Origin of the sequence: Nitrospirillum guaranorum (assembly GCF_034653275.1) — a bacterium.
Classification (GTDB): domain Bacteria; phylum Pseudomonadota; class Alphaproteobacteria; order Azospirillales; family Azospirillaceae; genus Nitrospirillum.
The window spans coordinates 618,842-636,422 of sequence record NZ_JAYEES010000002.1; the positions used below are offsets into that span (position 1 = coordinate 618,842).

Here is a 17,581-nt window from a genome sequence, read left to right on the forward strand (position 1 = left end):
GCCGTCAACCGCCAAACCAATGGGGGACGCCCACCGCTTACACATCAACCGCAAGATCGCCGCCAAGGGAGGCGCCGAGGCCCCAGACCTCCTGGCCCGCTACGGCCCCTTACGTGACCTGGCCATCAAGGTCAGCATGCAGACCCAGCGCCAGCGCGGGCAGAAAGTCTACTCCCTCCACGCCCCCGAGGTCGAATGCATCGGCAAGGGCAAGGCCCGCGCCCCCTACGAGTTCGGCTGCAAGGTCAGCGTCGCCGTCCCCATCACCAAGCCCAAGGGCGGCCTCTTCGTCCTCCACGCCCAGGCCCTGCACACCAACCCCTTCGACGGGCACACCCTGGCCAACGCCGTCGCCGACATCAAAGCCAACACCGGACGCGAGCCGGACCGCGTCCACGTCGACAGGGGCTATCGCGGCCATGACCATCCCAACAAGTTCACGGTCTGGATCACCGGCCAGGTCCGCAGGACCACTGCCGCCATCAAGCGCGAGATGAAGCGCCGCGCCGCCATCGAGCCCATCATCGGCCACCTCAAGGCCGAGCACCGCATGGGACGCAACTACCTCAAGGGACGCCACGGCGACCGTATCAATGCCGTCCTCGCAGCCGCTGGCTTCAACTTCCACCTCCTCGTCAGGTGGCTCAAAGCCCTTTGGCGTGCCCTGCTCTGCGCTCTCCAAATCCAAAACGAAATGACCCTGATCAGCTCAAATTGAACCGGTCAGGGCCATTCTTCACGGGCGACTTAGTGACTATCCGCAGGTGACCAAGTAGAGCCAATCGATCTCGAATGGTCAAATGAAATTAATATAGCGCATCATGTATTCCTCAAATGTCAATTCCCTGCCGGAGAAAGACACTTTCTCCTGAGCGTCATACCAATTAAGCCCCAGGCGCCGGGCGACCTCGGGATGGATGGGCAATGTCTCATTGGACCAGGGTTGCCAGCGCTCAAAGTGGTTCAAGCAAGCCTCGCGGCGATCGACACCATCTCCAAGGATGGCCTCGATCAGAAGGCCGTATAGATTGCCGAGAAGGAACCAAGCCGGATGATTGGGGGTCAGGAATAAACGGCGCGTCCGGAAATGCTCTTCGATGACGGGACGCATGGTGATGTCGCAGCGGGCGTCCCGCTCATCCAGACGCGTGGTTTCGAGGTCTATCAACCGTTCCAGATTGGGCATGCGCTCAACGCTACGCGTCTGGTAGGCGTCCCACAACGCATCACCGCTCAGGCCTTCCCGTAATAATTCAACCACGATGCGGTCGCCGTAAGGATAGCGGCCAAAGGGGAATTCTGGAGGTTCAGGCTTGTTGCGGGTATCGACGAAGTTAAATGGCCATAGGAGATTGGTGTCAAGCGGCGGGAAGCGGATGGTGCGGCAGTCCGCAGGGAGTCGGTCTCGGTAGGGAAAGGCGCTGTCTCCTTTGGGGGAGCCCTGTTCCAGCAGAAGGGAGCAGCGGGTGACTTCGTCGTCCGGCAACTTGTCATGGCCTTCCACCGGATGGACGAAATTTCGCATTGTCACCAAGTCCCACTGCCCGGCGACTTCGGGAAAAGCCTTCAGCGCGTAAAAGAAAACGCCAGCTTGGCAGTTGCCATAAACGATCAGCGTGGGCTTCATTATTCCCGCATTCGACGTTCGACCAGGGCGGCGAGATCCGCAACCGTTTCCAAGCTACCAACATCTTCTGATGGAAGCAAGATTCCCAACCTTTCTTCAATTTCCAATATAAGCATCGTATGCGAAACGGAATCCCAGCCATCAACGTCGATGGCGGATGTCACCGGCGTGATGCTTTCGGGATCAGCTAGGAATTGGTTCGCTATGATGGCACGAATTTTAAGAAATATTTCCTCATTCATCTTCTGGAATCCATTTCTCTCAGGTACTTATCTCTATTGGCGGCGCGAGCAATCTTGCCGCTGGTCGTCTTTACGAGCCAGCCCGCAGATACAAACTTCAAACGGTGGAGGTTGAGGCCGAGCAGCAACAGCACGCGCTCCTTAATCTGTCGCCGCAGGTCGCCTTCATCCACGCCGGAATTGACCTCGGCAATCAGGACTGCCTCCCGCGTGCCAGATGCCACGCTGTCGACGGTAATCGTCACGCAGCGGCCGGGGACGACGCCCGCGAACTGGTGGGCAATCTCTTCTACATGATGAGCATAAAAGTTGCGCCCATAGACAATCAAAAGGTCGTCCGAGCGGCCGGTAATATAGAGGTACCCCTCTTTCATGAATCCCAGGTCGCCCGTCTGGTACCAACCATTGGCCAGTTTTTCCCGCGTCAGGTCAGGCAAGTCGAAGTAACCGGAAAACATCCATGGTGCACGGAGATGGATCTGTCCCTGCTCTCCATCTTCCAGGACTTTTCCAGTTTCGGCATCCCAAACACGGACATCCGTTTCAGCTAGCGGGGCGCCACAGGACAAGAACTCGAGCTGCGGCTGCCCCGCGCGAGGTGGTTCCACCCGACCACTGGCGTGGAAGCTTTCCGCATCGGTGAGGGCGATCAGGGGCGGCGAACCAAGTGCACTCTGGCTGACGGCAAAGACAGTTTCCGCCATAGCGTAGCACACCTGCAAGCTATTGGCCGGCAGGCCATAAGGGCGGAAACGGTTCTCGAAGAGACGGAAACTGTCGGCGCGGCATGGCTCTGAACAATTTATGAAGGCGACGATGTTGGAAAGATCCAGATGTTGCGGAATGCGCGCCGCTCGCGCCAAATGGTTGAAGGCGAAATTTGGTAGCCAGCAATAATGCGTCCGATGCTGTTGTATCGCTTCTAGCAGGGTTTCCGGTTTGGCGACCCACTGGAAGGGATCCAACATCACCACGCTGGCGCCCACGATGAGCGGCATTATGAATGCCGCAATCAATCCCATGTCGTGATAAAGCGGCAGCCAGGAAGCTATACGATGGCCGCTATTGAAGCCCAGGACCTTGGCGTATGTATTGACTTGGCCTAGCACCGCTGCATGCGACAGCATTACGCCCTTTTTCAGGGCTGTTGTGCCGGAACTGTGCTGCAGGAAGGCGATGTCGTCAGGCTGTCGGTGGCATAGCGTGGCATCTGAAACCGCGACGCCCTCTACCTCGCCGATCTCCGTGACAATATGGAACCATTCAGGAAGGTGGGCGAGCAAGGCAGCGGCAACAGACGGAGAGGCGACAATGCAGCGGGGTTGGATGCGGTCAAACAGTGTTTTGTGGGCTGCCCAGTATAATGCGGGGTCCTGCTTCGAGGTCGCATGGGGCATGATGGACGGGATGAGGCCCGCCATCATTGCGCCAACAAATGCATAATAAAGATGGGGGGAGTGCTGGACAATGATAAGGATTATATCACCGGGCTCCTTTCCACTGGAAATATATTTCCTAGCATAGCTCAAACTCCTTCGCCAAAGTTGGCCATAGGAAATAAATTCCTCTTGGCCATTCAGTACATGGACGCAGAAAAGGCTATCGGGAGACGACTCCGCCGTGATGCGCAGGCGACTGATAATCGTATCGCCGGGATTGCTCATCGTGTTTATCTTCCAATCTGACTGATCATGCCTGCCGCGCTATGGAAATAGACTTTATGAAGATGCCCATTGCGCGAGAATCACTTGTCGGGGGATCTTCCGGGGCCTTAGGTCTGTCGATTTCAAGCGTTATGACAGTCCCTTCCACTGTTGCCACGGGATGCATGAAGTCGATGTCGATCCGACGTTCTTCCCAAGGAGATTCATCAATCTCAATTGTGGAAATGAGGACACCATTCACCAGTACTCGAATCTGTCGGCAATAAGAAATGGCACGAAAAGTTACTGTAAGTCGGCAAGCTTCTTCATTGAAGCCCAGGTTAGCAGCGATTTCGGCTCGCTCACCGTCGGTCCACGTACCTGTCGGCTCAGTATCGTAAAATCCATATTGGATAAATTGCTGGCTTTTCCCTTGTTGCGTGAAATCAATCTCGTTGCCAGGCTCAAGGATGGTTGGCAGGCGCCGAGCCACTCCAAGTTGCACACTAAGTGGTCTTTTCTCCCAACTCCTTGAGAGAGGGCCAAACCAGGAAATGGCCTTAGCTTTTTCTCTATCAGTTAAGGCATACAGGCGCAGGCTATCCGGAATGGCTTCAAAGCTCGGAGAAAGTGGCGAAGACAGTTCTAGGAATTTACAGATCTTTTTCAACGCGGCTTCAGTATTTGTAGCGACATCCTCGTACTTGAGAATAAGTATGGCATCTCCCATTTCACGACGGACCATCTGCAGCCAATTCCATTCCGAAATCCATTCGGAGGCGGCTTCTTCTATTGTCTGGACATGCCAATTATCTTCTCCTCGCCGCATTTTGTTCCGACGGCTTAGTGATGAATTGATGACGTCCAACGGATTCCGCACGATGTGTAGTAGACGGAAATGGGGAAGACGCTTTCGCAGCCACACGACATCGTTCTTGACGCCGAATAGCGGCATCTTATCGCCGACGACGCGTAGCTTGCGGCCAGGAAAAACCATGCGATAACCAGCCACAAGCATCTGGTCTTCATGCTGGTGCCGAGATGGGCGGAATGGCCCGGCATTAGACACGGTTCGCCGCGACTGATAGAACGTTTCTGCTCTGTCTTCCGCGTTTCCAGTCGGCGGAGATTCAATTTCCGAAGCATCTATTGCGTCTTGCGGACTAGCGACTGCGTCTTGCGGACTAGCGACTGCGTCTTGCGGACTAGCGACTGCGTCTTGCGGACTAGTGACCGGCTTTGGTTTGGCCCTTTTCGAGGCTGTAACGGATTGATCATAACTGTCCAACTCATCCGCCCGATCGAAAATGGAGCCCACAGCCCGGATGTAACGTTCCAGTCCATATTCAACGAAAAGGCCAATTTCAGGATGCTGATTAAGAATATATGCAAGAATAGTCGTTCCGCTACGAGGTGCGCCCGAAACGCCTAGCCAAATTAAATGGCGCTGTTTTTCCATGCCTAAACTGCCTCAATCTACACCAGTGGATATAGCTCCGGTGGTATGTTGACCTATCCTACCGCATAGGGGCCAAAGTAAAATCAGACGAAAGGTCTATCTGAATACCCACGAGAGCTAGACAGCCCTTGTGGCCCTCGTTGCTTTCACGCAACCGGGGTTGCCGGCTCGGCGCGGTGCTCCCGCGGCGCAGCTGGGCCGTTTACCATGTCCAACCACTCTCGATCATAAGCTTCATTCGTTAGGTAACGATCCGCGAATGCCTGGGCAAGAGCTCGGCGGCCGGCGCGGGCCTCTTCCGACCCCAAAAGATGGAGGATATCGCTGGCGAAGTCATCTGCTGTGTCGCACAGCGGGAAGCCGTTACCGCTGAGGTCCAGCGCATCATCGATGAAGCTGGAGATGGTGGCGCATAGCCCATGAGCCAGTGCATCCAAGACCTTGATGGGCGTGCCGGTACCGACCATGACAGGGGCAGCGATCACGCGGGCTACCTTGTATAGCGGATCCAAGCTTTCAACCTCATGTAGAGCCAGGACCTCGCGGGCTATTGTCGGGTCTTCGTCCAGCACGCGGCAAACGCGGCCCGCAATGACGAGACCAACACCGGCTGGCGCCAGGAGGGGCTGATAAACCTCCCGCAGAAACCATTTGATGCTGCGTACGTTAGAAGGATGGTCACTGCCTACGATCAACACATCCATGGCTCCGTGGCTTTGTAGCCAAGTGGATGCCTTATCCAGGAAGCCCGGCGTCGCCAGCCGATCGGGCCTGGCCAAAGCGATCGCTTCGACCAGATCGACCGGCTCGGCTGCGGGTTCTATGTTCACAACGGGAATCGGGATGATGCCGTCGAGAGTAACCTTATGTTCCCGGGCGCCAGTATTTCGGAACCAAGCAACTAGACGGCCGCGGTCGGGATGCTCGGGATCCTGTGCTTCCGGGAAAGCGGCCGCGACATCGGCACGCCACTGCCAGACGCACCCGAGATAGGTAGAGACCTGTTGAGCATTGGCGTCAGCTGGGAATTCTGGATGTAGCGGCGGTGCCTGACCCAAAATGCGCCTGGCCAGAGCCGAAAAAGCGCTATCTTCAGTATGCCCGTACAGAATAGCCCACCGAGCAAAAGCAACAAGTGACTTCGGCGTGCGCAGGTCGAAAGCGGCTTGGAGATCCGGGCGCCGGAGCCAGCTGGCGAATTCTGCGCTCTGCAATTGGCTGCCCCCAGGTTGCCATCCTGAGAGTGCATCGGATTTGACGACAGTGGGCAAAATGAAGCGGGCATTGTAATGGGGATTGAAGTCCCGGATTTCCGCTAGCTCGCGACGGCTAATCGCAACAACACAATCAGCTTTGACCAATAAAGCCAATTCCCGCTCGACTTCCTCTGCATCCGGTTTTCGGCTGGCGCGGATTGCGTGTTGATAGCCCTGGATATCGTGCGTTTCCAGGATCAGCCGGACCTCTGGACGATTCACCAAACCTAGTTTTTCCGCGACGGGCAGAAGGTGGACGTAGTTAAGGCAAACCACCCTTACCTTTCGATGAGCCAGCAGGCGTTCCACAGCGCGTGGCACTCGGTTATAGCTGTTAAGGGCGGTCAGCTTATCCGTGCTGCCGCCGCTTCTGGCGATGCTCTGTAGTATCTCGATACGAGCATCGCTACGCTCTTGGTTTGCAATCCAGGCGAAGCAGTTGAAGTCAAAACCGCCGTGGCGCCAACCCAATGAGTTGCCAACGAGGTATTTCTCGAGCGCTTCATCGCTGTGGAGATAGCCACCACCGTCGGGATAAGGAACATAGAGGTTATATATTTCATAACCCTGCCGCCGGAAAAAGCTACGCTGGGCCTTGTAGACCGCGCTGACGCCCTGCGACAGTACGTCATTGCCAATCCATAAAACGACTGGAGACTCGGTGGTGTCAGTTGTCTCGGGCGCGGCGAGGGCAGCCATAAACTGCGCGTCCGTCTTGAAAAACGGAGTTTGAGCAACGTAACGTGCCGTTCGGTTAAGCAGCTCATCCCGGTGCTTTAGCAATTCGGTGCAGCCGTCGGCGAAAGCGCGAGCGTTGTGCGCGACGGTTAGACAGGCCTCGCCGGCGAAGGTCGCGGCCATATCTGTACCGCTGGTGACCACGACGGGGCATTGCAATCGCATGGCCTCTAACACCACGCCCGATCCGCGGACTGCATAGGCCTCAGGATCGTAGGGCAAGAGCATGACGTCGCAGGCGGCCATGGCCTGGTAATAGCTGGCCATGCTGCCAAACTCGCCGTGCAGAGTCAGGGTGCCTTCTTCCTGCGTTTGCTGCTGTAAAAGGAACAATCGCTGCCTAGCAGCTGCGATCCGCTCGTTTTCGTTGACCGGAGCTGTAGAGACCTGAATGTGGAAACGCAGCGCCTTGGGACCGTGCCGGCGAATCAGCGTCTCAATCATGTCCGGCAACAGCAAGAAGCCCTTTTCTTCCCGCGCTTCGCCGAAGTATCCAAAAGCCAGCGGAGCCTCCGCAGATGCCGCGCGGCGGCGTTCGTTGGCTGCCAGTCGCGCGGTCGCTAGATCCGTACTTGTCGGATTCAGCAAAATGGGCAACGTTAGATTGGTTTCTTGCTCGAAGTGCCTTTGCAGCACTGCCGATTCGACGAAGAAGCGAATTCGCTGGCGCCGGACGGCTCCCAGTTCCTGGACCGCGTTGATGACGCTGGTTTGTCGGATCGCATGGCCCTTAAACGCGTCGTCATCCGTGCAGATGCGGATACAGATAGTGGGAAGCTCCGCTAGCGGCATTGTCGCTACCACCTGCAATATGCCAACCATCAAGGTGGGATAGGGCATATGGAGATAGATTAAGTCGGCGCTATTTAAGTTGGCGCCGGAAATGAAACTGATCAACTCCTCAGCGAAAACGCTGGGCACCACGTGCGGTTGGGAGGCGTCGATGAAGCTGGAGAATAGGGGTAGGACTGGGATAGTGCCGTCAATGCCATCCAGTTCCGACCGCCACTCCCGATTAGCGCCGACCACGCAATCGAAATTGGCCGTGGTCGCCACATGACAGATGGTACGGGTCAGGCCGTAATGATGGCCAACATACCGCATTAGTTCAGGCTCGATATAGGCGAAGCGGCGGCGAGGTTGCGCCACACGTCCACTGACGATCAAGGAGGCGAGGGTCGCAGGCACAAAAGGGTCGCCCCCCATGCGGCGGTAGGCCGCTGTGGATATGGCGAAAAGCTGGCTGCTCAACTCTGGTGCCGTCAGCAACAAAGCTTCTAGTCCTTCAGGATCGGCGTGCAGCATATCGAATACGGTGGCCCGTACCACTGGCCACTTGCCCGTCCCCAGATAGTACGCGTCGTTAACGCCGCTACGTAGCTGGCGTCCATCCCACGCGGCGATGGCGGTCTCAGGTTTTCGGGCTAAGCTGACCAGAGCGTCGCCCGACACGAAGATATGGAATTCGGACCGATCATAAGTCGTAACCTGGAATCGGGTCGTCAAGCCCCGATGCTGCGGCAGACTCGGGTCATAAAAAGATACGGTCCCCAGTCCTTCTAAAGGGGCAGCTATGGCGCGCCGGCGCGCCTCGTCCATGCCCGAATCCTCCGCAACCAAGAAATGGAATTCTGGGGGGGCACCTCGGCCGGCGCTGATCAGGCTGCGGGCTGCTGCCACCGCGTCCGAGACGGCATTGGCAACCAAGTCAACGTGGAGCTTGACCCCTTTCGGCGTGCGCGCCCAGGTCTTGTCGATAGATAGGTCACTGGGGGGCGGGCGGCGGGTGACCAGAGGTGCGTCCGCCACGGACTTAAGGAAGGCCAACGTATCATTGGCCATGCGAACGGATGTGAATTCCAGGCTGCGCTGATTGCCGCGACCGGCGTAATCCGCTAGCCGCGACGGATCGGCCAGGGCATTGCTCAGATCCTCCGCCATACGCCAGGGCGAGAACGGATCGGTCAACGGAATGAAGCAATCTCCCAGCCATTCGCGGAACACACTCAGGTCTGACGCAATCACTGGCGTACCGAGCCGCATGGCTTCCAGCACGGGAATACCGAATCCTTCATAGAGGCTCGGGAAGACCAGGGCTACGGCGCCGCGGATCAACTGATGCAACTGACGGGAGGAAACGAAGCCCAAGTCAACAACTCGACCGCGCAGCTGTGGGAATTCAAGGACCTGGCGATAGACGTGGTCGCGTTGCTCTACGCAGGTAGCACCCGTCAGCACAAGTTTGATGTCCGCCAACCCCGGACGCTCGCACAATTGTCGAAAAGCTTCCAGCAATCGGAAATGGTTCTTATGCGGCCAGTTGACGGCTGGGTAGATTATGTAACGGCCGTATTTTTCGGCCGCTGCACTGCTGGCCGAAAGGCCATCCGGCAACTGCAGCGCTTCAGCGAGAAAGGGAGCGTGGGGCACCACCCCGATGCGGGCGTCTGGCCCATATATCCGTAGTATATTGTCACGCTCCACATTCGCAAAGGTCAAGATGCCATCGGCGTTGCGCGCTGCGGTCGCGTAGGCGGCATCCCGATCAAGCCGCTCGCTGGGGCCGAAGAAGCCCGGGAGTATGCGGTGCTGTAGGTCATGGATGGCGCTGACCGTCGGCAGCTTGGCATAGGTCTCGCGCTCGGGCAGGGACGTGAAAGGAGCGTACAGAACGTCCGCTCGTCCCTGCATCGCGCGCAGGGCGGCCCCATGCTGGTTGGCTTCACCAACAAAGAGGCTTAATTTGGGAAGCTTACGCTCAAGCTCGGAGAATAAGTGCGCGTTGCTGGGGGAGGCAATTACTTCCACTGGCGTCAAGCGGGCCATATGCTCCAAGAGCGACATGAGATAGCTGCCGGTTCCGCCGGAGCCGCCCTTGAGTCCGACAAAGTGGAAACAGTCAATTGCTACGCGGAACATATGGCCATCCATAAGAAATATATAGTATAGTGTGGAATATAGATTGAATTAGATGTCCTTGCGGCCCTTTTCGACCTGTGCGTTAATCCAAGTATAGGTCTTTATCAGGCCATCATTTAGGGTCGTGCTGGGGGCCCAGCCCAGCTTTTCCTTAATTAGCCGGTTATCCGAATTGCGGCCGCGCACACCTGTGGGGCCGGGGATGTGGTTCTTGTTGATGTGCTTACCAGCAATGGCTGCAACACGATCAATTAGGTTGTCGATCGTCACCATTTCTTCTGAACCGATGTTGACAGGTCCAGTGAAGTCAGACCGCATCAGGCGGATGGTTCCCTCCAAGCATTCACTGACATGCAGGAAGGACCTAGTCTGCCGACCATCGCCCCAGACGTCGATGGTGTCGCCATCGGTGCTCTGAGCGACTTTGCGGCACATGGCTGCTGGCGCCTTTTCGCGGCCATCGTTCCATGAGCCCAGTTCGCCGAAAATGTTATGGTAGCGTGCAATACGCACCTGGAAACCATGATTGCGGCCGTAAGTGAGGTATAGGCGCTCCGAAAACAGTTTTTCCCAGCCATATTCGCTGTCGGGATGCGCTGGATATGCGCTTGATTCTGCGCAATTCGGATTATCGGGATCTTCTTGATTTTCTTGCGGATAAATGCAAGCTGATGAAGAATAGAACACGCGGCTGCAGTTACGCTTGCGCAATGCCTCTAGCACATTCAAGTTGATTGTTGCCGAGTTGTGCATAATGTCCGCATCATTGGCGCCTGTGAATATAAATCCGGCGCCTCCCATGTCAGCGGCCAGTTGATATACTTCGTCGAACCGCTGATCGACTACAGAGCGAACAAAATCGGGCTGACGTAGGTCGCCGACGGCAAAATCATCGGCTTCAGTCGATTCGTATCTCGGCAGTTTTAAGTCAACGCCCCGAACCCAGGCGCCCTCAGCCTTCAGCCTTTTGACTAGGTGGCTACCAATAAAGCCGCCCGCTCCGCAAACCAGGATTCGCTTGGTCACTACAAAATTCCTTGTACGAGGCGGGTGTGGCCCGCGATCTTCCCCGGGGGGCCTCCCGGCCCCAGCAGGAGATTTGATGCCACTTTACGCTTGCCCTACGCAATCTAATAAAGGGGAATTTAAGGAAGTTTCCGGTAAATGTCACCTTAACGATACGTGCGGCCTTGCGGACTGAAGCTTTCTTCGAAGGTAAGTGAAATGAGTTATCATTGAAGTAATATCGTATGTATTAATTTTTATATTTGATTATAACATAATAATTTCCCCATGTATCGAAATAAAATGTATAATATATTTTGATGTAATTTCAGAAAATTACTAGCATTATGCGTTATATATTTTGTCACTATTTCCATAGGCAAAGCGATAAAATCGGAAGCGGGGCGGGGGTAAATACCCCTCAAATTTAGGTGTGAAGCCTCTAATACCAACGAGCGTTAATTACGACCGATTGGCCCACAGTCGCAGTCCAATGGACATGATGCGATAAGGCTGTTCGACGAGTTTTTTCCAGGCGTGTCAGTGGCGGGTGAATACTCCCCAGAAAAGTTGGAGTGCGCCCCTTGGGGTGGACAGTTTTCAAGCCGCGGAATTGACAGGCGGTCGGGCGTGTTGATCCTCAAAAGCGACGGGACTGAGATAGCCCAGCGCTGAATGAAGGCGCCGGGCATTGTACACTTGGTCGATGACGTGCGGCAGATCCGCCACGACATCGTCGAAGGTCTCATATGCCATGGGATAGACGGCCTCGACCTTCAGCGTCTTCATGAAGCTTTCGGCCTTGGCGTTGTCATACGGATTGCCACGCCGGCTCATGGAGCCGACCAAGCCGTTGTCTGCCAGGATCTTGCGGTAGGCGGCACTGGCGTATTGACTGCCACGGTCGGTGTGTACAGAGATGGTTATCCCCTGACAGTCGCCCCCTCTGGTGAGGTTATCAGGCGGCGGGTTTGAGGTCGGCTTCGGGCGCCTCCTTCTGTGGCTTGGGGATACCGTCGCGGAAGGCCTGGAGGGGTGTTCTGCCCTTCATGCCGCGCCCCTGATGGGGCCGCTTGGTATTGTAGACGACCAGGTATTGGTCGAGCACGACCTGCATCTCTTCGATGGTGTCGAACCAGGTGCGGCGGCCTTCGACGCGGAAGTGCTCATCCAGCAGCGTGCGGTGCAGGCGCTCGACGATGCCATTGGATTGCGGGCGTTTGACCTTGGTCCGCTTGTGCTCGATGCCTTCCAGTTGAAGGAACAGTTCGTAGGGGTGCTGGTCCTCGCGGCCACAGAACTCGCGGCCGTTGTCGCTAAGCACGGCCTCGACGGTGGCGTCCTCGGCCTCGAAGGTGGGCAGCACGTCGTTATTCAGGGTCTGGACAGCGGTCAACGGCAACTTGTTGGCGTAGAGCCTGGCCCAGGCATGACGGCTGTGGCAGTCGATGGCGGTCTGCAGGTAGACCTTGCCCACACCCTTGAGGACGCCGACGAAGAAGGTGTCCACGGCCACCAGGGCGCCGGTGTGGGGCGCTTCGATGTGCCGTTCCCGGAACTCTGGGCTGAAGCGTTCCAGCAGGCGGATTTGCTCGTCCGAGAGGGTCAGCCTGCGCTCCGCCGTGCTCTTCTCCAGGCGCAGCAGTCGGTCGTGCTTGGTCAGCAGGTTGTGGCGCTGCCACACGCCACGCACGCCGCCGGATGATACCTGGATGTTCCGCATGGCCAGTTCCTGGGCCACCCGCAGAGGGCCGTGGCAGGGATGGGCCAGGGCATGGTCCAGCACCGCCGTTTCCACCTCCGCCGGCACGCGGTTGGGATGGGGGCCGCGCGGGCCGGGCAGACGGTCGATCAGGCCATCGGCGCCAAAGGTCTGGTAGTTCCGGCGGATCTCATAAAATTGCTGTCGGCTGTAGCCCATTACCTTGCAGGCTTTGCTGACGTTGCCGAGGTCGGACGCAAGTTCAAGCAGGCTCAGCTTACGGCGTGCTACCTTCTGTGCCGTGGTCATGTCGTTCTCCGGTCTTTGGGTTGATGTTGCTCGCAACTCCATCAAACCCTACCAGAGGTGGCATGGCCACACCGGCTCCCGCGGGGGCCGGTGTGGCCGGGACTGTCAGGTCATTACTCTCTCAGCACAGTCGGTGTGTTGGACGCACCCGGCGGGAGGGTTTCGCGCGGTGATGGCAGCCTTCAGGGCCGAGATCGTAAGCCGGGCGTCAATGGAGCGACTGATCGCATACCCCACAACGCGGCGTGACCAGGCGTCCAGGATTACGGCCACATAGACGAAGCCGGCCGTCACGGCGACATAGGTGATGTCGCCAACCCAGAGCTGATAAGGGCCGGTGAGCATCATGTCCGGCACCCGGTTCGGGAAAATCGGCTCGTCATGGTCGCTGTCGGTCGTGGCGACGAAACGCCGCCGGCGCCGGGGTTGCAGGTCATGCTCGCGCATGAGCCGACGTACCTTCTTGCTGTTGACCACCAACCCCTGGTGCCGCAGTTCCGCGCCAACCCGCCGATAGCCGTAGTTTTCGAACTCGGCGCAGATTGCCTTCATCCGGTCCAGGATCATGGCGTCGCCATCCGTCTCGACGGGAACGTCATAGTAGGTGGAGCGCGCGACCCCCATCAGCCGGCAGCCTTCGGCGACGCTGAGACCGACGGGCCGGCAATCACGGATGTAGTCCCGCTTTTGCCGGAGCGTCCGTGCTTCAGCGCCCCCTTTAGAAACTCAATCTCCAGCGCCTGCCGACCGACCAGCCTCTCCAGGGCGGCGATCCGCCCCTCATATTCCGCCAGAAGGTTCGACGCTTCGACCTCCTCGTCGAATTCGCCGGCCTCCGCCTTGGCCACCCATACCCGGATCAGGTTGCGGCAAATGCCATGCCGCCTCGCCAGGCCGTACAGGGCTTCCCCGGCCGCGTACTCGGCAACCACCTGGCGTTTGAACGCGATGCTGTGAACTCGGTGCTTCGCCATGACCCCACTCCTGCAAGGCCCGACGTTACTGTCAATCTTCTACACCCGCGGTGTCCACCCCAAGGGGCGCACTCCAGGCCGGGGTTAACTCCGGCTGATGAAGCCGCCAAACTTTCATGCTACATCGCGGAGAAACTAGGTCAAGGTCAGAAGCCGCCCGCCGCGCTATCCCAACAACGCTCTCAGTGCCCCCTCCAGGCGCTCTGGTTCGATCACGAAGTCATTGCGGCCCACGGGATGGCTTGTGACAACTCGACCAAAGATTTCGGCGTAGGTCATTCCCAACTGCCCAGCCACGTCCCAGAAAAACGGGTCGATGAAGTCGCCGGGGGACAGGCATATCGCGGTCGCCTCGGGCTGGCAGAATACCAGATTGGCCAGCGCCGCGCCCTTGACACCCATGACTACCTCGGCGGAACCGAGCAACTGCGCTTGTTCAGTCAGCGACATTCCGCTGGTGAAGACTGTTCTGAAGCCGAAGTGGTCAAGCAACTTCTTGAGTGCGTCTTCATTCGCCAAAGTGCGCGTCTTCACATCTGCCCGTGACAGATACAGGCGCGCACCGGGGTTGATTCTGCCCCCGCTGTCGACGAAAGCCGCCTTGAGTTTGGCCATGGCCGGCGGCCACTTGATCATCGGAGGGCGATGTAAGGGGGTGATATAAAGCAGGTCGGAGAATCGCCACGTGACATTGTCGGGCATCTCGATAATGCCGGCGCCCGGGCAAATTTTGTTTATGGTCTCCTGAACGATATTTTTTTGTATTTGGCTTTCGTTGGAGCCAACCACGATGGTTAACCGGTCGGCGTTGATCTGTTGCGCAAAATACGCAAGAATTGTCGCGCTATCCACCAGCCAGTGGCCGTAATTACGATACCAAGGCCGTTTTACTAAAATGCACGGGGTCTCTACCACGGAACTCGGAGGATGGGCGAATGCAAAGGTTCGGTCCATCTCACCCTGACGGAAGCCTTCTGGGATCTGCCGGTGGGCCAGATACTCTATTGCGCTTTCTTCGACAAGAATTCCATTGCGCGTGACCACCGTCCCTTGCCCAGCAACATGCGCATCTGCCAACGTTGTCGCGTTTATCTGCGGATAGAATTGTTCAGAGACATTTCTATAATGATCAAAAGCCCCACGAACTTCGGGTTTAATGTGAAAAGCGTCTACCAGGGCCATCGGGCGTCGTGAATAGCTGCCCCTGGGGGACAACTGGTTGACGCGCGTGATGCCAGCCGCTTCAAGGGACGATTGATCAATTCCATTTACAATGGATTCGAGGCTTCTGACGATCAGTGAAACTGAATCATTCAAAGCCATATCCTCGGCGTTAGCAAATACACAAACATTGTGCTCATCTAGTACGTAGGAGTCAAATTGGCGCTATCTTTAGCGTAGAATCATTTGTTTCGGAGTGTTGCATTAGATTGTCTCCGCCGCAACATCGGCATGCTGGTTCAGCCGCCTGACGGTTGGCGGCGTTTTTGCATGAGCACCCACCTTTCAATCAAGTACCGCCAATTCGGATCGAACCGACTGTTGGCGAGCGGCGGTCAGTGGGTGCCGGCTGACCAGGAAGGCTGATGTCATGTGCGAAGCCATGGGTACCCAGATGGCGGCGACGGCCAGCACGGTGAGGGCTTGGGGTGTTTGCAGCGCGCTTGCGGCCCGGGTGTCGAAGCCCGCGGTGCTTAAGGCGGTCAATGCCAGCGCCGGCCCCACGGCCGCGGCCAGCTTATCGGAAACGGAGAGCAAGGAGGCTAGGATGCCCATTTGATCGGTGCCGGTGGCCAGGCGGTGTTCGTCGGCCAGGTCCGCCATCATGGATCGAACGAGCACCGGATCCGCGGAGAGGAAGACACCGAAGGCGCCCAGGATGATGAGGCCTATGGGCAGAGTGGTCCATGGAATCAGATGCAGGATCAGGTACATGGTGGCCAAGCCGCCGAAGGCGAGCGTCATGGCGCGGTGTTTTTCCAGGCGGGTGCCCAGCCTTCTCCAGGCATAAGCGCCCACCATGGCGCCCGCCTTGACCGCGAACAGCAACGTCGCCGTCTGCAGCCTGTCCAGGCCGTGGAAGGTTCCATAATAGAAAAAGAACATGGCGCCACCGGCATAGATGGCGGCGCTGGACAGGAAGTCTGCGGCGAGCAGGCGGGTGATAGAGGGCTGGCCCAACAGCTTGAGATAGTCACGTCGGGCGGGTGCCCGCCGGCGGCTCCCCCTATGCTCCGGCACCAGACTCAGGGCCGCGGCCACCCCCAGCGGCAGGCTCAGCAGCACGAACCAGCCCATGGCGGGCAGCATCTGCTGCGGTGTCGCGCGCAAGGCGGGCGTCAGGGGCAGGGCGGTGACGACCAGCCCCCCGACCAGGAACAGCGCTTGCCACCAGGCGAAGACGCTGTTGCGCTCGTCATAGTCTTCCGACAGCGTGCCGCCCCACCCCAGATGGGAGACGAAACACAGCGACCACGCGGTATAGGTCCCGGCCAAGCCCAGCGCCAAATGGAGAAATCCCGCGTTGGGCGGCGGCATGAACAGATAGTGGACCGCCAGCATCAACAGGGGCGTGCCGACCGCCAGCCACAGTCGGAAGCGGCCGAAGCGGGAGCGTGTCCTGTCCGTCAGGATGCCCACGACAGGGTCGACGGCGATGTCGGCCAAGCGCGCCACCAGGAAGGCCGTACCCACGAGACCCAGGGGCAGCCCGACCACCGTTCCGTAATAGTCCGGGAGATAAATCAGCAACGGCAAGCCTAAGGCCGCCAACCCCACGCTGGGGGCCGCGTAAGCCGCCTTGGTCAGTATCCGCATGCCCCCGTCCCCGCCATCCCGGCGCCCAAGATTCCCGATATGTCGCAAGACCCGGCGTCGCGACAGCGCAGCACTTTGCCATCGGCGTTAGGCCGATGCCACTGATCCGAAGGACGGCGCGGCCGGTTAAGGGAAAGGCGGGCTCAGGCGCTCAAGGCTTCCCGTTCGCAGGTCGTCGGCAATTGCGAGGCCGGCGGCGTCAGGGTCAGGTGGTTGTTACCCAGGGCGAAGGCCAGGGCCCGCGCCGTCATCGCCAGGGCGGGGCGGTCTTCATCCGTGGCCAGCCAGCGCAGTTGGGCATCGAATTGCGCCTCCTTGCCGTTCTGGGCGGCGGCGACCAGCTGCAGCACCTGCCGTTCATCCGCCGTCAGGCTGGGGCAGCCGGGATGGCCGATGCACAGTTCCCGACGACAGGTGTGGATCAGGGCCAGCAGGAAAGTGTGCAGGGTGGCCAGCACCTCGCGCCCATCCTCGCCGCAGGTGTCGGCGAACTCCCGGCCCACCAGGGGGCCGTAGTCCTTGCCCTTGACCATGCGCCGCAAGGCCCACACCAGCAAATGCTCGCCGGGGCCGAATTCCGGCGTATGGTCCATCGTTCCGGCAATGGCATCCATCAACGACATCATCAGTCCCCCGGCCGCTTCCACCCCAACTCCAGGGCAGGCCAAGCGCCGTAGATGCAAATCATTCTCAAATCATAGCCCATGTCGGCACCAATGGCAAAGACCGCCGTCACAGGACTGCCGGGGGAACCGTCACCGGCTCCGCCCGTATCACTCTACACCCCTCCGCCCCCGGCCCGCCATCACGCGAACACGCCTGCCGCGGGCGCCCTGTTGGCGCCCGGTGGCAGGCAAGGGCAGACAAGCGCCCAAGGGGCGGCCTATGCT

12 protein-coding genes and 2 pseudogenes are annotated in these 17,581 nt (G+C 58.3%); 1 reads left to right on the top strand and 13 read right to left on the bottom strand.

Annotated elements, in window-relative coordinates:
* Positions 1–43 precede the first annotated feature (43 nt).
* Positions 44–718 (top strand): annotated as a pseudogene (locus tag UAJ10_RS08345) (transposase family protein); the annotation flags it as partial.
* Positions 719–796: 78 nt separating this feature from the next.
* Here the strand turns inward: UAJ10_RS08345 and UAJ10_RS08350 are convergent.
* The 13 genes and pseudogenes from UAJ10_RS08350 to UAJ10_RS08410 form a co-directional block, all read right to left on the bottom strand.
* Positions 797–1,627, bottom strand: a complete 831-nt coding sequence (locus tag UAJ10_RS08350) for a WcbI family polysaccharide biosynthesis putative acetyltransferase (RefSeq protein WP_322914924.1) — start codon at positions 1,625–1,627, stop codon at positions 797–799.
* On the bottom strand, positions 1,627–1,869 hold the full coding sequence (locus tag UAJ10_RS08355) for an acyl carrier protein (protein WP_322914925.1): 243 nt from the start codon (positions 1,867–1,869) through the stop codon (positions 1,627–1,629). The genes UAJ10_RS08350 and UAJ10_RS08355 overlap by 1 nt, the downstream gene beginning before the upstream one ends.
* Positions 1,866–3,533, bottom strand: a complete 1,668-nt coding sequence (locus UAJ10_RS08360) for an AMP-binding protein (RefSeq protein WP_322914926.1) — start codon at positions 3,531–3,533, stop codon at positions 1,866–1,868. Before UAJ10_RS08360 ends, UAJ10_RS08355 begins: the two co-directional genes overlap by 4 nt.
* Positions 3,534–3,558: 25 nt before the next feature.
* Positions 3,559–4,971, bottom strand: coding sequence for a sulfotransferase family protein (locus UAJ10_RS08365; RefSeq protein ID WP_322914927.1), 1,413 nt, complete (start codon positions 4,969–4,971; stop codon positions 3,559–3,561).
* A gap of 146 nt (positions 4,972–5,117) precedes the next feature.
* The gene (locus tag UAJ10_RS08370; protein ID WP_322914928.1) at positions 5,118–9,884 is read right to left on the bottom strand and encodes a glycosyltransferase; all 4,767 of its coding nucleotides are present in this window, start codon (positions 9,882–9,884) and stop codon (positions 5,118–5,120) included.
* A 48-nt stretch (positions 9,885–9,932) separates the two neighbouring features.
* Entirely contained in the window at positions 9,933–10,910 is a 978-nt protein-coding gene (locus UAJ10_RS08375; protein ID WP_322914929.1) for an NAD-dependent epimerase/dehydratase family protein, read from the bottom strand.
* 579 nt (positions 10,911–11,489) lie between these two features.
* Positions 11,490–11,801 (bottom strand): annotated as a pseudogene (locus UAJ10_RS08380) (transposase); the annotation flags it as partial.
* 46 nt (positions 11,802–11,847) lie between these two features.
* Entirely contained in the window at positions 11,848–12,900 is a 1,053-nt protein-coding gene (locus UAJ10_RS08385) for an IS481 family transposase (RefSeq protein WP_322914931.1), read from the bottom strand.
* 105 nt (positions 12,901–13,005) lie between these two features.
* Entirely contained in the window at positions 13,006–13,575 is a 570-nt protein-coding gene (locus UAJ10_RS08390) for an IS3 family transposase (protein WP_322915019.1), read from the bottom strand.
* Complete coding sequence (locus UAJ10_RS08395; RefSeq protein ID WP_322914932.1) at positions 13,524–13,874, bottom strand: transposase; 351 nt, start codon at positions 13,872–13,874, stop codon at positions 13,524–13,526. The genes UAJ10_RS08390 and UAJ10_RS08395 overlap by 52 nt, the downstream gene beginning before the upstream one ends.
* Positions 13,875–14,039: 165 nt before the next feature.
* Positions 14,040–15,191: a glycosyltransferase family 61 protein gene (locus tag UAJ10_RS08400; protein WP_322914933.1), complete on the bottom strand. Its 1,152-nt coding sequence runs from the start codon at positions 15,189–15,191 to the stop codon at positions 14,040–14,042.
* A gap of 189 nt (positions 15,192–15,380) precedes the next feature.
* Positions 15,381–16,691, bottom strand: a complete 1,311-nt coding sequence (locus UAJ10_RS08405; RefSeq protein ID WP_322914934.1) for an MFS transporter — start codon at positions 16,689–16,691, stop codon at positions 15,381–15,383.
* A 143-nt stretch (positions 16,692–16,834) separates the two neighbouring features.
* A complete protein-coding gene (locus UAJ10_RS08410; protein ID WP_322914935.1) occupies positions 16,835–17,305 on the bottom strand; it encodes a hypothetical protein in 471 nt (156 codons plus the stop codon).
* Positions 17,306–17,581: the final 276 nt, after the last annotated feature.